This is a genomic window from Vulcanococcus sp. Clear-D1 (assembly GCF_014654725.1).
In the GTDB taxonomy this organism is placed as follows: domain Bacteria; phylum Cyanobacteriota; class Cyanobacteriia; order PCC-6307; family Cyanobiaceae; genus Vulcanococcus.
Genome location: NZ_JACVZV010000024.1, coordinates 58251 through 77876, shown reverse-complemented (window position 1 = coordinate 77876; position 19626 = coordinate 58251). Strand labels below are relative to the sequence as shown.

Annotated in this window: 23 protein-coding genes; 11 read left to right on the top strand and 12 right to left on the bottom strand. The window is 63.6% G+C overall.

Going from position 1 to position 19626, the window contains the following annotated elements; all coding sequences use genetic code 11:
- Positions 1-61 precede the first annotated feature (61 nt).
- From H9532_RS09680 to selD, 3 genes are read left to right on the top strand one after another with little or no spacing between them, the layout of a single operon-like run.
- Positions 62-1525 carry a TolC family protein gene (locus H9532_RS09680; protein WP_296367829.1) on the top strand — a complete coding sequence of 488 codons (1464 nt, stop codon included), beginning with the start codon at positions 62-64 and terminating at the stop codon, positions 1523-1525.
- Positions 1526-1534: 9 nt separating this feature from the next.
- The gene (locus H9532_RS09675) at positions 1535-1717 is read left to right on the top strand and encodes a hypothetical protein (RefSeq protein ID WP_296367828.1); all 183 of its coding nucleotides are present in this window, start codon (positions 1535-1537) and stop codon (positions 1715-1717) included.
- A gap of 2 nt (positions 1718-1719) precedes the next feature.
- Positions 1720-3825 (top strand): selenide, water dikinase SelD, encoded by a 2106-nt coding sequence (selD, locus tag H9532_RS09670; RefSeq protein WP_296367827.1) that lies wholly within the window; start codon positions 1720-1722, stop codon positions 3823-3825.
- Here selD and H9532_RS09665 read toward each other — a convergent pair.
- The 4 genes from H9532_RS09665 to H9532_RS09650 all read right to left on the bottom strand — a co-directional run bounded on the left by H9532_RS09665 (position 3822) and on the right by H9532_RS09650 (position 5874).
- Complete coding sequence (locus tag H9532_RS09665; RefSeq protein ID WP_296367826.1) at positions 3822-4616, bottom strand: hypothetical protein; 795 nt, start codon at positions 4614-4616, stop codon at positions 3822-3824. The two genes, selD and H9532_RS09665, sit on opposite strands and share 4 nt — an antisense overlap.
- A 69-nt stretch (positions 4617-4685) precedes the next feature.
- Positions 4686-5372: a response regulator transcription factor gene (locus H9532_RS09660; protein WP_296367825.1), complete on the bottom strand. Its 687-nt coding sequence runs from the start codon at positions 5370-5372 to the stop codon at positions 4686-4688.
- 52 nt (positions 5373-5424) lie between these two features.
- Positions 5425-5652, bottom strand: coding sequence for a DUF3136 domain-containing protein (locus tag H9532_RS09655; protein WP_296367824.1), 228 nt, complete (start codon positions 5650-5652; stop codon positions 5425-5427).
- A 3-nt stretch (positions 5653-5655) separates the two neighbouring features.
- Positions 5656-5874 carry a CP12 domain-containing protein gene (locus H9532_RS09650; RefSeq protein WP_296367823.1) on the bottom strand — a complete coding sequence of 73 codons (219 nt, stop codon included), beginning with the start codon at positions 5872-5874 and terminating at the stop codon, positions 5656-5658.
- 124 nt (positions 5875-5998) lie between these two features.
- On the opposite strand from H9532_RS09650, the gene H9532_RS09645 reads away from it, so the two are divergent.
- Together H9532_RS09645 and H9532_RS09640 are read left to right on the top strand one after the other, a co-directional pair.
- Positions 5999-6520: a hypothetical protein gene (locus tag H9532_RS09645; protein WP_296367822.1), complete on the top strand. Its 522-nt coding sequence runs from the start codon at positions 5999-6001 to the stop codon at positions 6518-6520.
- Positions 6517-6921: a hypothetical protein gene (locus tag H9532_RS09640; RefSeq protein ID WP_296367821.1), complete on the top strand. Its 405-nt coding sequence runs from the start codon at positions 6517-6519 to the stop codon at positions 6919-6921. Before H9532_RS09645 ends, H9532_RS09640 begins: the two co-directional genes overlap by 4 nt.
- 13 nt (positions 6922-6934) lie before the next feature.
- Here the strand turns inward: H9532_RS09640 and H9532_RS09635 are convergent, their stop codons facing one another.
- Positions 6935-8557: a choice-of-anchor I family protein gene (locus H9532_RS09635; RefSeq protein ID WP_296367820.1), complete on the bottom strand. Its 1623-nt coding sequence runs from the start codon at positions 8555-8557 to the stop codon at positions 6935-6937.
- Positions 8558-8782: 225 nt separating this feature from the next.
- Between H9532_RS09635 and H9532_RS09630 the strand changes: the two genes are divergently transcribed.
- From H9532_RS09630 to H9532_RS09620, 3 genes are read left to right on the top strand one after another with little or no spacing between them, the layout of a single operon-like run.
- Positions 8783-9373, top strand: a complete 591-nt coding sequence (locus tag H9532_RS09630) for a thioesterase domain-containing protein (RefSeq protein WP_296367819.1) — start codon at positions 8783-8785, stop codon at positions 9371-9373.
- A 51-nt stretch (positions 9374-9424) separates the two neighbouring features.
- The gene (locus tag H9532_RS09625) at positions 9425-10531 is read left to right on the top strand and encodes a glycosyltransferase family 2 protein (RefSeq protein ID WP_296367818.1); all 1107 of its coding nucleotides are present in this window, start codon (positions 9425-9427) and stop codon (positions 10529-10531) included.
- Positions 10532-10536: 5 nt separating this feature from the next.
- Positions 10537-11049, top strand: coding sequence for a hypothetical protein (locus H9532_RS09620; RefSeq protein ID WP_296367816.1), 513 nt, complete (start codon positions 10537-10539; stop codon positions 11047-11049).
- Here H9532_RS09620 and H9532_RS09615 read toward each other — a convergent pair.
- Positions 11018-13195: a glycoside hydrolase family 3 N-terminal domain-containing protein gene (locus H9532_RS09615; protein ID WP_296367814.1), complete on the bottom strand. Its 2178-nt coding sequence runs from the start codon at positions 13193-13195 to the stop codon at positions 11018-11020. The two genes, H9532_RS09620 and H9532_RS09615, sit on opposite strands and share 32 nt — an antisense overlap.
- 167 nt (positions 13196-13362) lie before the next feature.
- On the opposite strand from H9532_RS09615, the gene H9532_RS09610 reads away from it, so the two are divergent.
- A complete protein-coding gene (locus H9532_RS09610) occupies positions 13363-13494 on the top strand; it encodes a hypothetical protein (RefSeq protein ID WP_296367812.1) in 132 nt (43 codons plus the stop codon).
- A gap of 226 nt (positions 13495-13720) precedes the next feature.
- Here H9532_RS09610 and H9532_RS09605 read toward each other — a convergent pair whose 3' ends face one another.
- From H9532_RS09605 to H9532_RS09585, 5 genes are all read right to left on the bottom strand, one after another.
- Positions 13721-13918 carry a hypothetical protein gene (locus H9532_RS09605; protein WP_296367809.1) on the bottom strand — a complete coding sequence of 66 codons (198 nt, stop codon included), beginning with the start codon at positions 13916-13918 and terminating at the stop codon, positions 13721-13723.
- A gap of 128 nt (positions 13919-14046) precedes the next feature.
- A complete protein-coding gene (locus tag H9532_RS09600; RefSeq protein WP_296367805.1) occupies positions 14047-14229 on the bottom strand; it encodes a ribbon-helix-helix protein, CopG family in 183 nt (60 codons plus the stop codon).
- A gap of 13 nt (positions 14230-14242) precedes the next feature.
- Positions 14243-14443 carry a hypothetical protein gene (locus tag H9532_RS09595; protein ID WP_296367803.1) on the bottom strand — a complete coding sequence of 67 codons (201 nt, stop codon included), beginning with the start codon at positions 14441-14443 and terminating at the stop codon, positions 14243-14245.
- A gap of 87 nt (positions 14444-14530) precedes the next feature.
- The gene (gene arsJ / locus H9532_RS09590) at positions 14531-15790 is read right to left on the bottom strand and encodes an organoarsenical effux MFS transporter ArsJ (protein ID WP_296367801.1); all 1260 of its coding nucleotides are present in this window, start codon (positions 15788-15790) and stop codon (positions 14531-14533) included.
- Entirely contained in the window at positions 15790-16815 is a 1026-nt protein-coding gene (locus tag H9532_RS09585; RefSeq protein WP_296367799.1) for an ArsJ-associated glyceraldehyde-3-phosphate dehydrogenase, read from the bottom strand. Before H9532_RS09585 ends, arsJ begins: the two co-directional genes overlap by 1 nt.
- A 127-nt stretch (positions 16816-16942) precedes the next feature.
- Between H9532_RS09585 and H9532_RS09580 the strand changes: the two genes are divergently transcribed.
- Together H9532_RS09580 and arsB are read left to right on the top strand one after the other, a co-directional pair.
- Positions 16943-17218 carry a metalloregulator ArsR/SmtB family transcription factor gene (locus tag H9532_RS09580; protein WP_296367797.1) on the top strand — a complete coding sequence of 92 codons (276 nt, stop codon included), beginning with the start codon at positions 16943-16945 and terminating at the stop codon, positions 17216-17218.
- A 5-nt stretch (positions 17219-17223) separates the two neighbouring features.
- A complete protein-coding gene (gene arsB, locus H9532_RS09575) occupies positions 17224-18252 on the top strand; it encodes an ACR3 family arsenite efflux transporter (RefSeq protein WP_296368250.1) in 1029 nt (342 codons plus the stop codon).
- Here arsB and H9532_RS09570 read toward each other — a convergent pair.
- Complete coding sequence (locus tag H9532_RS09570; RefSeq protein WP_296367795.1) at positions 18231-19577, bottom strand: FAD-dependent oxidoreductase; 1347 nt, start codon at positions 19575-19577, stop codon at positions 18231-18233. The two genes, arsB and H9532_RS09570, sit on opposite strands and share 22 nt — an antisense overlap.
- Positions 19578-19626 lie beyond the last annotated feature (49 nt).

The following is a 19626-nucleotide window of genomic DNA, read 5'->3' as shown; positions in this document are numbered from 1 at the left end:
GCGCCGCCGTTTTCGCCGCAGCTTGTTTTGTTTGCCGTTGCTGTTGCACAGCGCGGCACCCGTGGCTGCTCAATCCATCAACACGGCTGCTCAACCGGAGCCGCCATCAGCCAACGCCAGGCCAAAGCCCGTCGCTGAACAGCCCCCGCTCAGCTTGAGCCTCCAGCAAGCGATTGATTTGGGGATGGGGCGATCGCTCGCCATGCGCAACAGCAGCCTGGCTTTGGCTGAAAGCCGGGCTTTGCAGGGGCTGGCGCGGGCGCGCTTCATGCCGAAGCTCGATTTGGTGGGTCTGGGCACCTATGCCCAGGTGGGCACCGATGTGGGCTTCATCTCCAACCTGCCCGCCATCGGCGACCTCAACTTCGATCTCGGCGGCGATGGCTACGCCGTGGTGCAGAACACCTTTGTGAATGTGGGCCTGGCCCTCACGATGCCGCTGATCGATTTCGGCCGTGGCCCGTTGCAGCAGGCTGCTCGCGCTGGCGTTCAAGCCGCCCAGGCGGAGCAGAGCGAGCAGCAACGGCGCACCCGCTTCGCTATTCAGAGCGCCTACCTCAATGCCCAGCTCGCTGAAGCACTGATTCCGGTGTGGGAGAGCGCGCTGGAGGTGTCCACTCGGCTGCTCAGCGATGCGCGGGCGATTCGGCGTGAGGGCCTGGCGGCTCGGATCGACACGCTGCAGGCCGAAGCCTTGGTGGAGACCGACCGCCAAGGGCTGGCCGAAGCCCGAAGCCAAAGGGAGGTGGCGCTGAGCGCCTTGGCCCGCAACCTCAACCTGCCGGCTGAGCAAGCCGTCAGCGTTGCTGAGCCGCTGCGGCCGCTGCCGGCCTGGACTTTGAGCCTCAGCGCCAGCCTGGCGAAGGCTCTTGCGGAGGATCGCCCGGCCCTCGAAGCGCTGGAGCAGCAGCGCCGCGCTCAGCAGGCCCAGGTGCAGGTGGCCCGCGCTGGAGCCCTGCCCCAGGTGGGGTTGTTGCTCGGCGGCGGCATCAACGGTGATTGGCTGAACGTGCCGGTGCTCAACAACACCCCCCGCGTTGGCGTGAATGGCAACCAGGGCCCCGATCTACCCACCCTCAGCAGCAGTGGCAGTGCCTCCGGCAGTTTTTATGACTGGGGTGCCGTGATCTCGCTGCGTCAGCCCCTCTTCGATGGCGGCCTCACCCGTGAATCGGTGGCCCTCGCTCGCCGCCGTGCCGAGCAGGGTGAGGTGGCCCTGGAGCTCGCTCGCCAAACGATCACCCAACAGGTGGAAACCTTCTATGCCACCCATCAAGCCTCCGGGCCCCAGATGAGGGCTTCTGCTGCTGCCGCTGCCGCGGGCGCTGAGGCGGTGCGCGATGCCCTACTCCGCTACCGCGCCGGTGTGGCACCGATCACGGAGCTGTTGATTGCGCAGCGCAATCTGCAGGCGGCCCGTTCAGCCGAGGCCGCAGCCATCCATCGCTGGAACATCAGCCGCGCTGGACTGGAGCTGGAAACCGGCTCTGGGCTGGCCCAGGAGCGTGCGCCTGCATCTCTTTAAAGTGATGGCATGACCGACCAGGCCCCACGTTCTGAAACGCCCGCCAGCGAGCGCATCACCGAGCAGCTCGGCCGGTTGATCCCGCTGGTGAACGGCCGTTCGCGCGTGGCCCGGGTGGGCTCATCCCACGGCCGTGATGGTCTGCCGTCGCTGCTCAGCTGGGATGACGACGGTCAGCTGAACGTGGACTGACCTTGCATCCTGCGGGGCTGTTGGTGTTGGCCGGTGGCGGCCACACCCACGCACTGCTGCTGCGCCGCTGGATCATGCGGCCCGCCAGCCGCCCTGCAAATCTGGCGGTGTTGCTGCTGAACCGCACCAGTACAGCGCTCTATTCGGGCATGGTGCCTGGCTTGTTGGCCGGGCTGTATCCGCGGGAGGCCTGCGCCATCGATCTGCGCGATCTCTGCCGGCGTGCGGCTGTGGGCTTTGTAAAGTCGGATATCACCGGGGTCGACCTCGCTCGCCGTGAGCTGCAGCTACAGGGGCGCCCGCCGCTGCGGTTTCACACCCTGAGCCTGAATGTGGGCTGTGAAACCCTCTGGCCCGCTGGGGCCTCCGCGGACACCGGCGCGCTGCAAATGGTGAAGCCGCTTGAGCCCTTCCTCGCTTGGTTGGAGCGGCGGCTCAACGATCCCGCCGCGGATTCACACGTGCGGATCCGCGGCGGTGGGGCTGCTGCTGTGGAGGTTGCTTTGGCGCTGCGGAGCCGCGGTCTGCGGCCTGAGCTGCTGTTGCGTGGCGATCGCTTGCAGTTGGGTTGTGCTGCGGCCCATCAGGCGGCTGAACGGTTGCTGGCTGAAGCCGGGATCCCCGTGCAGCGCGGGGTGGAGGATCAGGCCGCCGCCGATCTGGCCTGCACGGGCAGCAGGGCGCCCGCTTGGCTCGCCGCCAGTGGTTTGCCCGTGCAGCCGGGAACCGGCCGGGTGCTCACCGATGCCAGCCTGATCGTGCAGGGGTTTGAGCGGCTGTTTGCCAGCGGTGATTGCGCGCTGATCGCCTCCGATCCGAGGCCCCCGGCGGGGGTGTGGGCGGTGCGGGCGGCGCCGCTGTTGGCGGAGAACCTGAGGCGCCTGCAGGCAGAGCCGCCCTTGGCGCTGCGCCGCTGGCGGCCGCAGCGCTGGGCCCTGCAGCTGCTGGGTGATGGGGGCATGCACGGACAGCCATCGCCGCGGGCGCTGGCGGTGTACGGGCCGTTGTGTTGGGGCCCTTCGCGGGCGTTATGGCGCTGGAAAGACTGGATTGATCGCCGCTTCATGCGGGGTTTTGCGCCTGCAGCCGCGATGGCGGCTGGGGCAGCCCCCATGGCCTGCCGCGGATGCGCCGCCAAATTAGCGGCTGCTCCTTTGGCTGCGGCCCTGGGGCGCCTGTCGCCCACGGGCGATGCGCCTCCTGCGGAAGATGCTGCCCGCTTGGATGTGAACGATCGCGGTGAGCTGCTGCTGCAGAGCGTGGATGGCTTTCCCGCTCTCCTCGACGACCCCTGGCTCAATGCCCGCCTCACCACCCTCCACGCCTGCAGTGATCTCTGGGCCTGCGGCGCTCAGGTGCGAAGCCTGCAGGCGGTGGTGACCCTGCCGGAAGCCGCACCCGCTTTGCAGGAGGAGTGGCTGCTCCACAGCCTGGCTGGCGTGCGTTCGGTGCTCGATCCGCTGGGGGCAACGCTGCTGGGGGGGCACACCCTGGAGGGCCGTGATGGGGCTGGCCTCGGGCTGAGCCTCGCGGTGAATGGAGCAGTGCTGCCGCAGCGTTTCTGGCCCAAGGGCCCGCTCGCGGCAGGCCAGGTGTTGCTGCTCACCCGCCCGATTGGCACGGGCGTGCTGTTTGCCGCGGCGATGGCTGGTGCGGCCAAGCCAGGCTGGCTGGATGCGGCCTTGGCCGTGATGCAGCAGAGCCAGGCCCCCCTGGTGGAGCAACTGGCGACCCATGGCTGCCAGGCCTGCACGGATATCACGGGTTTTGGTCTGCTGGGGCACCTGGGTGAAATGCTCGGGCCCGGCCAGCGGGTCGCCCTCGATCCCGATGCGATCCCAGCCCTCCCTGGTGCCCTCGAGCTGCTGGAGCAGGGGCTGAGCAGCAGCCTGGCGCCGGCCAATGCCCGTGCCCTGGCTTTGCTGGATGGCCCGGGCTCGATCACGCTCCATCGCGCGGCCAGTGGAGCCGAGCAGCAGCTCTGGATCGACCCTCAGACCTGCGGTCCGCTGTTGGCGGCCCTGCCTGCAGCGGCGGCCCAGGGGGCACTGGAGGCGATCAGGGCCGCGGGTTTCCCTCAGGCGGCCCTGATCGGCCGGGTGCTCTAGTCGCGCACCAGCCAGCCGGCGGTGAGATCGTCAAGGTCGCTCTGGAGGTAGTAGTAGCCCCGTGCACCGGAGCGACCCTTCACCAACAGGGTGCGGTAGCGATAGCTGACACCGAGTGCATCACGCTCATTCAGGGTGCCCCAGCAGCTGTTCGGATCCAGCTTGAGCTCGCCGCTGTAGCCGGCTGTTTCGCCCATGCCGCTGTAGCTCGAGAGGGCTACACCGCTGACGCGGCCATCGCTCCACTGCTCTCGTTGCACCACGGCGTTGGGGCTCCAGCCGCCGTTGCGCCAGCTGAGGCCCACCTGGCTGCTCAGCACCAGGCCATTGAGATCGGCAACCTGGCAACTGCCCGGTGCCATCGGTAGCCAGCGGCTGGTGATCACGCTGCCGGCGTTGCGGTTGAGGCTGTAGAGCGGGCGGCCTTTGCCATCGAGCACCGCCTCACTGCGCTCAGTCCCCCAGGGCAGCTTGCGCTCCAGTTGCAGCACGCAGCTCGGCCCCATGCGGGCCACACCGGTGTAGGTGGCCTGGCGCTCGCTGCGGCCCACCCGCTCCACCAGCGTGCCCTGCAGCTTGCCGCCGGTAAGCCAGCGCTCCTCGAGCACGTGGGCCGTGGGTGTGTTGCGGCCACTACCGCTCTGCACGCCCATCCCCATCACGGCGTAGCGCCCCAGCACAGGGGTTGGGCAGGTGTTTTGGGCTGCTTGCGCTGGGGCGCTCAGGCTGGCAAGAGGCAGGCTGATCCCCATGGCTGCGATGGAGATCAGAGCCGACAGACGATGGACCATGGACTGGTCGCTGCACACATAGCCACCGCAGTATGGGCGGGTTGCGCGGCGCTGACTTCAGGCTTCGGTTCAGATCTGAACCATGCCGCAGCGCATGCCTTTGAGCACGGCCTGCACGCGGTTGTTCACCTCGAGGGTTTTCAGCAGGCGTTTGGTGTAGGTGCGTGCTGTTTCTTCACTTACCACCAGCTGCTCGGCGATTTCACGGTCGGTGAGGCCACTGGCGAGCAGATCGAGCACCTCGTATTCACGGGGCGTCAGCCTTGGGCAGCTCAGGTAGGGCAGCTGGCCGGAGCGGAGCGATGGACTGCGGTAGGAGTGATGTCCCATCACAGCCATCACAGCTGCTTCGAGGGGTTTCTGATCTTCGATGAAATCGGCTTCGGCGACCACTGCCTCCAGCCAGCTGGCTTCGGCGTATTCCACCGGGATCGCATCGCCCAGGGCCAGCACCACCACCTTGAGCTGCGGTTGCAACTGGCGTGCTTTACGAGCCAGTTCGAAGCCGTTGCCATTCTCGAGAAAGTCGGTGCAGATCAGCAGCTCGTAGGGCTCGTTCTGTAAGTAGGTGAGACAGCTCTCCTCATCGGTGACCGCGCAACCGATGTGGGTGGATGTGCTGAAGCTCTCGCAGAGGCAGCGCAGGAAGAATCGCCCTTTCAGAGCAAGCGCAACCTTGCCCTGAACGGCTACCGATAGGAGCACCTCGTCGAGGTTGCCGGCGCTGAGGCTTTCGAGATAAGGCGTGAAGTCCATCGCTCAGCCCCAGGCAAGTGCCAATCATCGCGCCCGGCTGCGCAGGGGCGGCTCAGATCGCAACCTTTTGTTCGTCGCGTGTGAGTTGGGCGTACAGATACTGCGGCGACTTGTAATGCCGTGGCAGGCAGTGATGCAGTGTTTCAAGCCGACCCCAGCACACCGTGCGTTGAATCTTGTTGAGGGTTCGCTTTTCAGCGATCAACATCTTCAGCGCTTTGCAATACAGCTGGTAATTGGCTTCGAGTTCGCCGATCGTGATGCTGGCGTCCTGGCTCATGGTTCAGTCGTCGTAGACGAGGCACTCAGGGGCAGTGGGGTTGAGGTCGCAATAAACCTCAAGCGGTGATGGATCCTTCTGCTCACCGGGATGGTGCTGCTGATAGGCCTCGAGATCCTTGAGCTCGCCTTCGAGGTGGTTGATCTTGCCGGCGTCGCCGCTCTGGCGGGCCTGATCAAGCTCAGCCTTCAGCTTGGCCAGGTGGGCTTCGATGTTCTCCAAGGATCGGGTGTGATCGGCTGGGTACAGCTACGAACGCTCCGCTGGCCATCGCTACCCCCATTTGGGGGCAACCCGTCAGAGTTGCGCCTCTCCTGTCAGAGTGGCCTCAGCCCCCAGGGTTCGTGTGATCCGCCGTTTCAGGCTGCTGGCTCTGCTGGCCGTGGTGGTTGTGACCGGTTGCCGTTCCACGGCTCCATCACCCCAGGAGCGGGAGCGCCTGGCCGAACAGCAGCGCTTGCTCAGCCTGTGCACCAGGAATCAGCAGCGGCTGCCCGGCTTGCTGGAGCGTTTTGATGCAGCGCAGAGCCGCTTGGCTTCGGTGCGCCAAACCGTTTACACACCCAGCCCCGGGCCAAAGCCCCTGGATCCGGAGGAACATCGCCGGCTCACCATTTACGACCAGCAAACCGAGCAGGACCTCTACGAACAGGCTGTGGATGCCTGGCGGCAGCAGGAGGCTGAACGGCGAGAGCGCTGGGAGCGCGCCCAGGCTGAGAAGGAGGCTGCGGCCGGCGAGGCCCTCAAGGCCGCAGCCTCCGCCTTGCGGCAGGTGCATCCCGAGCTGCTGCTGGATGGTGCTTCGCCGCGCTTGAACCCTGAGGAGGTGGAGCGTTTTCGCAGCTGCCAACCGGAGCAGTTTCGGTGACTGCCGGCTGGAGGCGATGGGGCTTCAGCCTGGCACTCTTCACTGGGCTGGAGTTTCCCGTTCTGGCTCAGATCCCGGTGCCCCCACCCTTGCCGTCGGTGCCCGAAACCGTGATCAGCCCCGAGCTTGAGGGCTGCGTTCGCCGTTTCGGCCACACCGGTTGTGCTGCTCGGCTCTACGCCCAGCTGCTCTGCGCATCGATGGGCGCCGCGAGCGGAGTCAGCGGTGAAGGTGAGCTGGAGCGCTTGGAAACGCAGCTCGCGGATCAATACGACCAGGCCGCGATCGACTTCCGAGGGATCACCCCGGAGCAGGTGGAGACGGCAGCTGTTCGCTACTACGCCCCCATGCTCTGCCCGGAGAGGAGCCCCCAGATTCGTCAGCTGTTCAACCCCTCGTGAGGGCTGCCCTGGCTCAGAGCATGCCCAGATTGAAGCTGAAGGCATCGAGCGTGCCGCTCACTTCATTGGCAACCAGCAGGTGGCCGCCACGGTTGCCGCCGGCCACCCAGGTGAGCCCTTCGGGTGAGAGCGACTGTGCTGCGCTGAACGCGCCCACATAGGTGGGGCTCTTGGGTTGGGTGATGTCAAACACCGGGATGAAGGTGCCCAGCTCGTCAGCGTCGCTCTGGTTGTAAGGACGCTCGAGGCCGACAAAGGCAAAGCGACGTTTGCCGATCAAGGCTGTGACCACGGATTCAGGTTCAACACTTTTGTCGTCGCTACGGCCATCGTCGTAGAAGCCAGCGGCGTTGGTGATCTGATCCAGCAGGTTGCCGGAGTCGTATACCAGAGTGCCCTTGGTGTCGTAGATGCTGAAGCTGCGGCCACCGAATCCTTTGAGTCCGGTGATCGGATCATTGGCATCTTTGACGGTTTTGAGGCGACCTTCCTTGATCAGAAAGCTATTACCCGTTTTCAGATCTTCAGAGCGAACTTCGTCGCTGTAAAAATCATCATCGCTGACAGCTCCGTATTTTAGTGTGATGAATAATTCATCGCCTTCGTCTGCTTCGAAGTTGCCACGGTTGCCGATATCCGCCTCGCTGTACACATAGATGCTCCCGCCAGTCAGTTCGTCTTCGATTTCCGCTAACACCCCGTCCGTCAGGTTGTCGCCGTAGGAATAGGTGGTTCCGTCAGCCAGAGTGGCTTCAAAATTCACGTCATCGGGGCGAACACGGCCATCCCCTTCGTTAGCGGTGATCAGGTAGGTCTGCCCCCTGTGCTTAAAGGTGTCGATGCCATCGGCCATGCGTAGACCGAAGAAATTACGCAGACCTGGGGCATAGACGCCATCTCCGTCAGTGGTGTCAGTGTCAGTGCCGGACCAATCTTTGAGCCCCTGGCTGAAAATGTCCCGGATTTTGCGCTTCTTTAGATTAACCCTGGCGATGGCGTTGTTCTCCTGCAGGGTGATGTAGGCGTCTCGGCCGTTGGGGCTGATGCTCACATACTCCGGTTCAATATCTTGTAAGGGGTTGGGATTCTCGCCGCTGATGCGGATGCCCTGGCTGCGGAGGTCATTGGTGTCGTAATGAGCGAAGTCGAGGGTGGTCACCTTTGAGCGCCCTGGCTTGTCTGGATTGATACGCACCACCGAGATGCTTCCGTTGGGATCAAGGCCATCTTCGGTGCCATAGAACTTATTAGGTTCTCCTTCATTGGCGCTCACCACTGTTTTGCCATCTGGTGTGAAGCTCACGGAGTCGGGCAGATTGCCGACGGCCACACTCCCTTTGGCAATGGGTTCATTCTGATTGTTGAGCTTATAAAAGTAAATGCGGCCATCGTTGAGCTCGTTGACCGCCACGGCGACGGCGATCAGGCCAGCCTCGTTGATATCCACGCTCTGTGCGTTGCCGGGTAATTCCAGCTCGCTGATCGCCTTGGGGTTGTCGAATCCTTTCTTGTAGCTCACCAGCGAGAGACTGGATCCGCCCGTAATCACCGCAGCAATCTTGCGGTCGTCGTGATAGGCAACGATCTCGGCTCCACCGAGGTCCACGCTCGATTGAGGGGCGCGTAGAAAGGCCATCGCTTGGTCACTCAATGTCTTGGGTAATCCTCTTTGGATTCCTTGCGTGGTGATTAGGTTGCGGTTAAGGGATCGCGGCAATCCGTTTAAGGCGTTTGTTGCGCGACATGGCGATGTTCTCTGGCCTGCGTGCTTGTGCGAAGGCGGAGATCCGCACCGGCCATCAGCTCTGGGGATTGGTCTGGTTTGTCTTGAATTGAGATCTCACGTTGGAGATCGGGGCGCGTGCGTCCACCCCTGGTTTTGGTGCATGGCCTGCTGGACACCCCCGAGGTGTTTCGCTCTCTGCGCAGGCACCTGGACGGGCGGAGGCCCGATTTGTTGATCCCGGCCCTGCCGATGCGCTTCGGGTTGACCCCGGTGCGGGAGGCGGCCTTGCACTTGCAGCAGCAGATCGAAGCGGTTGCACAGGGTGCGGGCCCCTTGGATGTGCTGGGTTTTTCGATGGGTGGGGTGATTGCCCGTAGCTGGATTCAGCAGCTGGGCGGTCAGCGGCGGGTGCGCCGCTTCATCAGCCTGGGCAGTCCGCAGCAGGGCACCTGGACGGCTCAGCCCTGGCCGCGCCATGTGTTTCGCGGTTTGGCCGATCTCCGATGCGGCAGTGCGCTACTGCAGGAGCTCAACAGTGATCTCGAAGGGTTGCGTGGGGTGGAGTGCCACAGCTTTTATTCGGCCCTCGATCTGGCGGTGTTGCCGGGGTGGCGTGCCGTGTTGCCCGTTGGCACAGCCCGCGAGCTGCCCGTGGCAACCCACCCGCAATTGCTGCGGGATCCCGCAGCCTTGCGGCCGCTGGCTCAGGAATTGCTGCGCATCTGAGTCAAGGCTGATTCAGCTCGCTCTCGCGGCATAGCTTGCGGATACGGTTCGGTGCTCACCGCAGTGGATTGGCTGGGTGTCTCTGTGGTGGTGCGCTGGTTGCTGGGCTGGTGGTTAGCGCGCCATCTCATCCCATTGCCCCAGGCGCGCCTGCAGCACAAACCAGCTGTGTCGGTGTTAATCCCGGCCCGTAATGAAGAAGCCACCTTGAATCATCTGTTGGAGGGTTTGCGCACCCAAACCCTCCAACCGCTTGAGGTGATCGTGATTGACGATCACTCCAGCGATCACACCGCTGACATCGCGCAAGCAGCGGCCCAGCTGTTGCCCCTGCAGCTGCTGCAGCCACCTCCCCTTCCCCAGGGTTGGTGCGGCAAAACCTGGGCTTTGCACAACGGCGTGCAGCGCAGCGCGGGAGAGGTGTTGGTGTTTCTCGATGCCGATACCGAGCCGGCGCCGGGGTTGTTGGAGAGCCTGGTGGCGCAGCAGCAGCGGCTGGGGGGGCTGGTGTCGGTGCAGCCGTTTCACCGCACCGAACGCCTCTATGAGCAGTTGTCGCTGCTGTTCAATCTGGTGGGGTTGATGGCGGTTCCGTTGGGGCCCCGTTGCGGCGTTGCCTTCGGACCAGCGATGGCCACCAGCCGTGAGCACTACCTGCGCAGCGGTGGCCACCAGGCGGTGGCCAACAAGGTGGTGGAGGATTGGTTCCTGGCCCATCGCTATGAGCAGGCGGGTCTCCCGGTGAGCGCTTTCGTCGGTGATCACCAGATCGCCTACCGCATGTACCCGGGCGGGCTGGGTGATCTCGTGGTGGGGTTCGACAAGAACTTCGCCACGGCCGCTGGCGAGGTGCGTTGGCCTTGGATGCTGGCGGTGGTGTTGTGGCTTTCCGGGCTGTTCTGGGCGGCCTGGTGTTTGCCGGCGTCGCTCCTGGGTTGGCCCCTGGTGGGCGACCCTCAGCCTTGGCGCCATGCCGTGATCTACGGGGCCTATGCGCTGCAGCTTTTGGTGATCACCCAGCGGGTGGGTCGTTTCCGCTGGAGTCCGCTGGTGTTTTCGATTCCGGTGCTCTTTTTTCTGGGTGTGTTTCTGATGGCGATCGTGAATCTCGAGCGGGGATCGGTGCAATGGAAGGGGCGCCGTGTGAGCACGCGTTGATGGCCATGGCGGCCCCTGAATTCCTGCTGCCGGTGTTCAGTTCAGCGCTTCTTTGGCTCGGTGGCTCGCTGGTGGTGGGAGCCCTGGCCAATCAGCTGCCACTGGCTTTGTTGAGCGCAAGGCCGGCGGCCGGCTCGCCTGACGTGTTGGCCGCGCGGCTGGATGGCGTCCAGCGGCGCCTCAAGATTCGCCGGTGGAAGCACTGGATTCCCGATGCGGGCAATGCCCTCCCCGGCGGCATCACCAAAGCCAGCCTGGCGCGGCGCGATCAGCCGGCGCTGTTGCGGTTGATGGCCGAAACCCGCCGGGCTGAGCTGGTGCACTGGGTTCTCTGGCCGCTGTGGCTGCTCACCTTGCTCTGGCTGCCGGGCCCGGGGGTGGCCCTCAACGCCGTGTTCGCCACGCTGTTCAACCTGCCCTGTTTGCTGCTGCAGCGCTACAACCGGCTGCGCCTGCAGCTGTTGCTGGCCCGAAGAACGCCAGCTCTCAGGGCTCCAGCCAACCGCCCTCCAGCGTGATCCCGCCCGAGAGGGCGGTGTGCTCGCTGTGATCGGCCACCACCAGGCGATGGTCGCCGTGCTCGAGCACCCAGCCATCCTGGGCGGGATCAAACACCGCCAGTTGGCGCAGGGGGATCTCCAGCTCCAAGCGGCGTTGTTCGCCGCGCTCCAGCTCCACCCGCTGGAAGGCCACCAGCGTGCGCGGTGGACGCTCCATCAGCAGCCCTGGCGCTTCGAGATACACCTGCACCACCGAGGCAGCCCGCATCGCACCGGTGTTGTGCAGCGTCAGCGCCAGCTTTACGGCGCTCTTGCCAAGTTTCAGGCTCAGCTCAGACCAGGCAAAACGGCTGTACGACAGTCCAAAGCCGAAAGGATAGGCGGCGTGCTGCCCCTCGCGTTGCAGGCGCCGGTAGCCGTGCCAGAGGTCATAGCTCACCTGCAGAGCCCTGGGTTCGATGCTGGGTAGATGGGCTTGCTCCGCTGGCATGGCGAAGGGCAATCGCCCCGAGGGTGAGAAATGCCCCAGCAGCACATCCGCCAAGGCGTGGCCGCCTTCCTGGCCGGGATACCAAAGCAGTAGCAACCCCGCCAGCTGCTGATCCCATGGGCGGGTGAGGATCGCGCCGCCGCCCATCAACGCCACCACGGTGCGTGGGTTGGCTGCCGCAACAGCCTCAATCAAGGCGATCTGATCCGGCGGGAGACGCAGATCGCTGCGATCGCCGCTGGCGAAGTTGCCGCCGGGGGTGGGTGAGGCGTGGCTGGTGATCCAGGCCATGCCGCGGGCCAGCACGGGCCACCAGGGCTGCAAGCGCTGGCGGCCCAACAGCTGCAGCAGCCATTGCGGTGGTGGCACGAGCGCCAGCACCGGAGCGATGTCGCCGGGGTGGATGTGCTCGCCCTCCAGGCGCCAATCCAGGCCGGCCACCACCAAAGCAGCCTCACACTGCGCTGCGATGGCAGCCGCTTCCGCAGGGTTGCGGCCGTTGTGGCTCTGGATCAAGAGCTCAGGCGCCCCCTGGCGGAGCCCCTCCAGGGGGGTGATCACCTGGTCGGCTTGGGGGCGCGTATCGGAAGAGCCGTGATCGCCGAGGTTCGGCTTCTGGGCGAGCTGGCCGATCACCGCCAGCGATTGCAACGCTCGCCAGGGCAGCTCCTCGGCCTGGTTGCGCAGCAGCACGATCGATTCGGTGGCCGCCTGGCGTGCCAAGCGGCGATGGGCTGGGCAACCCCGCACGGCGCTCGGCTCTTCGCCCGGTGGCACCGCCAGTTGCAGCTTCAGCTGCCGGCGCACGGCGTCGTTGAGGCGCTGCTGCGGCAAGCGGCCATCGGTCAGCGCTTCCTCCAGGCAGCCCTCCCACACCATCTGAAAGGGCATCTCCAGATCCTGGCCGGCTTGCAAAGCCTTCACGCCATCGCGGATCCCGAAGATGAAATCGCTCACCACCACGCCCTCAAATCCCCAGCGCTGCTTGAGGATCTGCTGCAGGAGCTGGGGGTGCTGGCCGCACCATTCGCCGTTCACGCGGTTGTAAGCGCTCATCACCGATCCGGCGCCGGCTTCCACGCAGGCTCTGAATTGCGGCAGGTAGAGCTCGTGCAGGGCCCGCGAACTGATCTGCACATCCACCACAAAGCGGGTGTGATCGATGGAATTCAGCGCGAGGTGTTTCACGCAGGCCACGGCGCGGCGCTGCAGACCTCGGGTGATCGCGGCCCCCATGGCGCTCACATGCACCGGGTCTTCGCCGTAGGTTTCCTGGGCCCGGCCCCAGCCGGGAAAGCGCAGCAGGTTCACGCACACGGCCGCGACCCAGTTGGCTCCGAAGCTGCGCGCTTCGCGGCCGATCGCCTCACCGATTCGCTCCTCCAGCTCTGGATCCCAGCTGGCACCACGGGCCATCGCCACGGGAAAGGTGGTGGCTCCCCCATGCAGCACCACACCGCGGGGTCCATCCACAAACCACAACCCTTTGAGTCCCCGCCTGGGCAGCACACCGGCGGGCCAGGGATGGCGATGGGGCGCATCCCGCAGGGCAATGGAGGCCATGCCGGGCCAGAACGCTGTGGATCCGCTGATCAAGGCCAGCTTTTCCTCCAGCGTGAGCTGATCGAGCAGAGCCTCTGCGTGGGTTTGAGAGGTGGGGCTGACGCTGCTCACCACCGGAACCTATGGCGATCGCACCACCCCACGGCTTTTTGGTGAGCCGTTGCAGCAGGACTGCCGCGCCTGGCTTCGGCGCACTGTTCAGATCAGCAGCAGGTCAAGCCAACTCCACGTCAAACCAAACGCAGCTGGATAGGACAGGCTGAGTGGTACTTGCCTGCATGGCGGAATTGGCGCGCAAAGGCCTGCATGTGCTGCCGGCGATTGTGTTGTTGCCCTATGTGGCTTGCGCCTTCAGGCGACTGCAGCGGGGTGATGCGTTGCACGAGCCGATGCTTGGCCAGGGCCTCTAGGGTGATGGAACATCCGGCAGACAGGTCGCGTTGACCAGCTGCGAAACCTGTCTGCACTTTGTTCCACCAATGGGGCCGCAAGGTGTCTGTCAGATCTGGCACAAAACGATGACAGCCGCTGAAGCTGCCACCCACACCTGCCCGCTCTGGGATCGACGGCAGGCGAACCCTTCAGGACGTGGGAAACAGCCTCGCGGCATTCGCTAAACCAGGCTTCGGTGCCGTTTTATTGGCCTTCGGGCGCTAGCGGAGGCAGCGATTTCTCTAACAGATACGCAGCAAGATTGCTGAGCGATCGGCCCTCTTCGGCGCTTCGCGTCTCCAGGGCACGAAAGACGGTGTAAGGAATGGTGATGGTCAGGCGCTTGGGTGAGCGACTGCGGAAGGCCTTCAGGCTGTTTCTAGTGCCATTTGCATAAACCACGGATCCCTCTCGTGTTGGGCGTCTTCAGTATGTCTTCCGATTTGCCCGTTGGCCATAGGGAGACCGTCAAGTTCTGTGATGGTTTGAGTGGAAAGATGTTGTTTTCTCTGGGCTGGCAACCCTGGCAATCAGGGTGATTCACTCTCAGGGCTGTTTTGACCTGGGTTTCGGCTCTGCAGGGCTCGATCGAGGATCTCCAGGATCAACTCCTCTTCGCAGCGACCGGTTTGCTGCGCTGTTGTTAGCAGCCACTCCATGGCTTCTGCGGAAAGCTCCAGATCCAGCGTTCTGGGGAGTTTGGTTGGATCCATCTCCCAGCCCTGCTCATTCGCCATCCTTTGTTGGGGTTTGATGGTGTGAATCCGCGGCCGCATCGCTGATGCGGAGCCCATAGCCACCAGAGCTCGAGAGATAGAACTTGATGGCATCGTCGATCACCTCGCTCAAGCGCCGATTCTCACGCAACGACAGCAATTTCAGGGCCAGATGATCTTTCTCGTCCAGGGCGATGGTGAGGCGAGGCATCGCATGAACAAAGGAGGAATGCGGATCCTTTGAATCTCCATTGTACGCAAGATGCCTCGCATTGATTCACTGTAGTGCCGCTGCACTTCAGTGCGATGGCACGGGTGGGAGCCGGGTGCTCGCGCCGAAGGCGAGGGCCACCAGCAGGCACGACATCCACAGGCAGGCCTGCATCCCACCCAGTAGGAACAGGCCTCCAGAGAGCAGCGTTCCCAGCAGCCGCCCGGCTGCATTCGCCATGTAATAGAAGCCCACATTCAGGCTCACCGATTCGGCATCGGTGTAAGCCAGCACCATGTAGCTGTGGATCGAGGAATTCATGGCGAACACCACGCCGAAGGCCGCCAAGCCCACCACGATCGCCACACCCGGGTGAGCCACCTCCCGCCAAAGCGCGATCGCGATCAGCGCCGGGATGGCGGTGAGCACACCGCTCCAGAATTCCACCGCCGAAACGCCTGGTGGTTTGTGTTGGCCCCAGCTGCGGCGCAGAGCAGGCGCCGAGGCCTGCACGATCCCGTAGCCGATCACCCAGAGGCCCATGAAGCCGCCCACCTCCCAGAAGCGCCAGCCCAGGGCCGCCTGCAAGAACACCGGCAAGGCCACCACAAACCACACATCGCGGGCGCCGAACAGGAAGAAGCGCGCCAGGGAGAGCACATTGATCCCCCTCGATTTGGAGAACAGCGCCGTGAAGCTTGGCTTCTCCTTCATCCGGCCGAGATCGGCCGGTAGCACCAGGGTGAGCAGGAAGGCGGCGAACAGGCCGGCTGCCATCGCTCCCACGGCGGCGTTGAAACCGATCGTGGCGAGCAGCAGGCCCCCCAGAAAAAAGCCCACACCCTTGAGCGCGTTTTTGGAGCCGGTGAGGATGGCCACCCACTTGAACAGCTGCGCCTCGCCCCGGCTCTGATCGTCTGGGGTTTGCGGCACCACGGTTTTGATGGCGCTCTTGGCGCTCATCTTGTTGAGGTCTTTCGCGATCCCGCTGATCGCCTGGGCCACCATTACGTAGGCCACGCTCCACCACTTCGGCCAGCTGTCGGCCACCGGGATGAGCATCAGCAGCGCTGCCACCTGCATCAAGGTGCCGCTCCAGAGGGTGAGTCTCAGGCCGAAGCGGGCCCCCAACCAACCGCCGTAGAGGTTGGTGATGATGCCGAAGAATTCGTAGAAGAGAAACAGAAAGGCGATCTCAAGCGTGGTGTAACCCAGCGCGTGGAAATGAAACACCACCAGCATGCGCAGGGCGCCGTCGGTGAGGGTGAAGGCCCAGTAGTTGGCCGTCACGATCGCGTATTGCTGCAGCGCTGAGAGGGAGCGCTGGCCCGTGGAGAGCAGGCCCATCAGCGTGCGTCGAGCTGGGCGATGTGGCAGGCCAGATCCGCCATGCGGGAGCTATAGCCCCACTCGTTGTCGTACCAGGCGTAGACCTTCAGCTGCGTGCCATTCACCACCATCGTGGAGAGGGCATCCACAACGGTGCTGCGGTTGTCGTTGACATAATCGATCGAGACCAGCGGTCGGGTTTCGTAGCCGAGGATGCCCTGCAAGGCTCCATTGGCAGCCGCTTCAAAGGCGCGATTCACCTCCTCCACGCTCACCGCCCGCTCCAGTTCAAACACCGCATCGGTGAGGGAGGCGTTGAGCAGCGGCACCCGCACCGCATGGCCGTTCAGCTTGCCCTGCAGCTCCGGAAAGATCATGCCGATCGCCTTGGCTGATCCGGTGGTGGTTGGGATCAGGCTCTGCTGGCAGGAGCGGGCCCGTCGCAGGTCGCTCTTGAACGCATCCACCACCACTTGGGTGTTGGTGACATCGTGGAGGGTGGTGATCGAGCCGTGCTTGATGCCAAAGGTTTCGTGCACCACCTTCACCACCGGCGCGAGGCAGTTGGTGGTGCATGAGGCCGCGGTGATCAGGCGGTGCTGATTGGGGTCGTAGAGCTGATGGTTGATGCCGTAAACGATGTTGAGCGCTTCGGCTCCGGCGATCGTGCCCTTCACCGGGCAGGCCACCAGCACCCGATTCATGCCCACCACATCGAAATAGGGCTGCAGGGTTTCGGGGCTTTTGAATTTGCCGCTGCACTCGAGCACGAGCTCCACGCCTGCCTGTTTCCAGGGCACGGCCGTGGGATCGGATGTCTGGCTGTAGCTCACGACTTGGCCGTCTACCTCAAAGCCGCTGGCCTTGGCCTGCACGTTTTGATTCCAGCGGCCATGCACGGAATCGAAGGCCAGTAGGTGGGCGGCGGTGGTGGCATCACCAGCGCTGTCGTTCACGTGCACCAGCTCGATGCCGGGCCGGCCCCAGAGGGCACGAAACACCAGGCGGCCGATGCGGCCGAAGCCGTTGATGCCGATCTTCATCGCTGCTGCAGCCTGGAGCCGGGGGAAAGGGTCAGCAGAGCATAAATCAACTAGAGTTGATGAAACCTGTGTTCTCCGTCACGTGCTCACAGCCCCAGCGCCACTCAGCGCAGAGCGCGCGCGCCTGATGCTCAAAGCTCTTGCCGAGCCCATCCGCCTTCAATTGATTGAGGTGCTTGGCAATGGGGAGCGCTGCGTGTGTGAGCTCACCTCCGAGCTAGGGATGGCCCAATCAAAGCTGTCGTTTCATCTCAGGGTGCTTAAGGAGGCCGGTCTGCTCAACGCCCGCGAAGAAGGGCGCTGGGTCTACTACAGCCTGAAGCCGGAGGCCCTCCAGGAGTTGCGCACCTGGCTGGGCGATTTGGCCAGCCGTTGCACCGTTCCAGCTTCTCCCTGCTGCTGACCATCGTGGGTATCTTTGAGCGTTTTCTCAGCCTGTGGGTGGCCCTGGCCATTGCAGCAGGTGTGACCTTGGGGGCGCTGTTTCCCCAGGCCGCTGAGGCCGTGGCCTCTCTGGAACTGGCACGGATCAACCTGCCAATCGCCCTGCTGATCTGGGGGATGATCTACCCCATGATGTTGGCGGTGGATTTCAGCTCCATCGGAGCCCTGCGGCATCAGCCCAAAGGGTTGGTGGTCACCGTGGTGGTGAACTGGTTGATCAAGCCGCTCACGATGACGGCCATCGCTTGGCTGTTTATCCGCGGTCTCTTTTCCGCCTGGATTCCAGTGGCGATGGCCGATCAGTACATCGCCGGCATGATTTTGCTCGGCGTGGCCCCTTGCACCGCGATGGTGTTTGTCTGGAGCCGGCTTTGTTCCGGTGACGCCAACTACACGTTGGTGCAGGTGGCCATCAACGATCTGATCATGGTGATTGCCTTTGCCCCGATTGCCGCGATTCTCTTGGGTGTGAGTCAGGTGCTCGTTCCTTGGGACACGCTGCTCACGGCGGTGGGTCTGTTTGTGGTGGTCCCCCTCGTGGCTGGGTGGCTTACCCGGGTTCTCCTGCGATCACCGGTACGGATCGCGCGGATCGAAGCGAGGCTTAAACCCCTTGCCATCGTCAGTCTGATCGTCACTGTGCTGGTGCTGTTCATGGTCCAAGCTCAGGCGATTCTTGCCAATCCGTTGGCGATTGCCCTCATCGCAATCCCTTTGATTCTCCAGACCTACCTAATCTTCTGGATCACCGCCCAGTGGATGCGGCATTGGGGGCAACCGCGAGCGATCGCTGCTCCCGGCGCCATAATCGGTGCCTCTAATTTCTTTGAGCTTGCCGTGGCTGTTGCGATCAGCCTCTTTGGGCTGAACTCTGGCGCTGCGCTGGCCACCGTCGTGGGAGTGCTTGTGGAAGTACCGGTGATGCTGTCTTTGGTGGCTGTCGCGAACCGCGACCAGCGCTTGTTCCCCGATCAGCTGGCTCCATCGCGCTGACGACACCAGTGCTGCGCTGCCATTTGCACGGGATCCCAGGGGCTTGAAATCGGCGGTGTGTAGCAAAGATCAAGATCGTTGATGTCTTCTACGGTTTGTTGGTGGTAGAGGGCATTGGCAAAGGTGTCGAGCCGTTTGGCTACCTCGGCCCCAGCTGGTCCTGTGATTTGAGCGCCAAGCAGCCGTCCGCTGCGCCGGTCTCCAGTCACCCTGAATTGCAACGTTTCTGCGCCGGGAACATAGGACTTATGGCTTTGGCAGCAGAAACCCTCACTCATGGGCTCCCATCCTTCATCCACGGCTTCCTGACTGCGTAGACCTGTTCGGGCCGCCACCTGATCGAACACCTTCACCACCTGGCTACCCAGGGTTCCGGCGTACTGACGCGATCCCCCAAGGGCGTTCTCGCCGGCGATGCGCCCCTGCTTATGGGCATTGGTGCCGAGAGGTTGATATGTGTTCCGCTGCAACAGCCTGTGGTAAGTCTCCACTCCATCGCCTGCAGCCCAGATCCGATCAATCCCTGTGCGCAGTTGCCGATCCACCACCATCGCGCCCCCAACACCGACCGAGATTCCTGCACTCCCCGCCAGCTCTGTGGATGGCACGGCGCCAACGGCGAGTAACACCATTTCGGTGTGAATCAAGGTTCCATCACTGAGCTCCACGGCCAGAGCGGTGCCTTCGCCGTGGATTTCCACCAAGCGTTTTTGGAAGTGCAGGCGGTGGCCTTGTTGCTGTAGTGCCTCTTGAAGGCGCGCTGTAAGGCTGGGGTGGATGGTGTGGAGCAGCGAATCTCTGTGCTCAACCAAGGCCAGCTCCAAGCCGCGGCGGTGCAGCGCATCAGCCATCTCGATGCCGATGTAGCCACCGCCCACAATCACCGCATGGCGCGGTTGACGCACGTTCAGGTAGTGCTGGAGTTGCAGCCCATCGCCCATCCAGCGGAGGGTGAACACGCCGGGTTGATCGATTCCAGCAAGCCTCGGGCGTCGCGCCCGGGCTCCCGTGGCCAAGATCAGTCGGTCGTAGGCGATCTGTGTTCCATTCTGAATGGCAACGGTTTTGTTGCGGGCATCGACCGTTTCGGCGGTGGTGTTGGCTTGGATGTTGAGGCCAGCGCCTTCCAGCTCAGCAAGGCTGCGATGGGCCAGGTGGTGGAGGTTGGCTGTTTCTCCACTGATCCAAAAGGGCAGGCCGCAAATGCTGTAGTAGGGATAGTGATCCTTCAGCAGCACAGACACTTCAGCTGCCGCATCGAGCTCGCGTATGCGCAGTGCTGCGCTGATCCCGGCATCACTGCCACCGATGATCAGCACGTGCATGGCCGAGGGAGAGCGCTGATTCCTTGCTAATGAGGCGTTGGCGCTCTCA

Excerpts from the sequence above, each read along its gene's own strand:
- H9532_RS09665 (WP_296367826.1), bottom strand. The coding sequence starts at position 4,616 with ATGGTCCATCGTCTGTCGGCTCTGATCTCCATCGCAGCCATGGGGATC.
- H9532_RS09595 (WP_296367803.1), bottom strand. The coding sequence starts at position 14,443 with ATGCCTCGCCTCACCATCGCCCTGGACGAGAAAGATCATCTGGCCCTG.
- H9532_RS09635 (WP_296367820.1), bottom strand. The coding sequence starts at position 8,557 with ATGGCCTTTCTACGCGCCCCTCAATCGAGCGTGGACCTCGGTGGAGCC.
- H9532_RS09675 (WP_296367828.1), top strand. The coding sequence starts at position 1,535 with ATGACCGACCAGGCCCCACGTTCTGAAACGCCCGCCAGCGAGCGCATC.
- H9532_RS09660 (WP_296367825.1), bottom strand. The coding sequence starts at position 5,372 with ATGGACTTCACGCCTTATCTCGAAAGCCTCAGCGCCGGCAACCTCGAC.
- H9532_RS09585 (WP_296367799.1), bottom strand. The coding sequence starts at position 16,815 with ATGAAGATCGGCATCAACGGCTTCGGCCGCATCGGCCGCCTGGTGTTT.
- H9532_RS09610 (WP_296367812.1), top strand. The coding sequence starts at position 13,363 with ATGGCGGAATTGGCGCGCAAAGGCCTGCATGTGCTGCCGGCGATTGTG.
- arsJ (WP_296367801.1), bottom strand. The coding sequence starts at position 15,790 with ATGGGCCTGCTCTCCACGGGCCAGCGCTCCCTCTCAGCGCTGCAGCAA.
- H9532_RS09655 (WP_296367824.1), bottom strand. The coding sequence starts at position 5,652 with ATGAGCCAGGACGCCAGCATCACGATCGGCGAACTCGAAGCCAATTAC.
- H9532_RS09580 (WP_296367797.1), top strand. The coding sequence starts at position 16,943 with ATGCTCAAAGCTCTTGCCGAGCCCATCCGCCTTCAATTGATTGAGGTG.
- H9532_RS09600 (WP_296367805.1), bottom strand. The coding sequence starts at position 14,229 with ATGGATCCAACCAAACTCCCCAGAACGCTGGATCTGGAGCTTTCCGCA.
- H9532_RS09570 (WP_296367795.1), bottom strand. The coding sequence starts at position 19,577 with ATGCACGTGCTGATCATCGGTGGCAGTGATGCCGGGATCAGCGCAGCA.
- H9532_RS09620 (WP_296367816.1), top strand. The coding sequence starts at position 10,537 with ATGGCGGCCCCTGAATTCCTGCTGCCGGTGTTCAGTTCAGCGCTTCTT.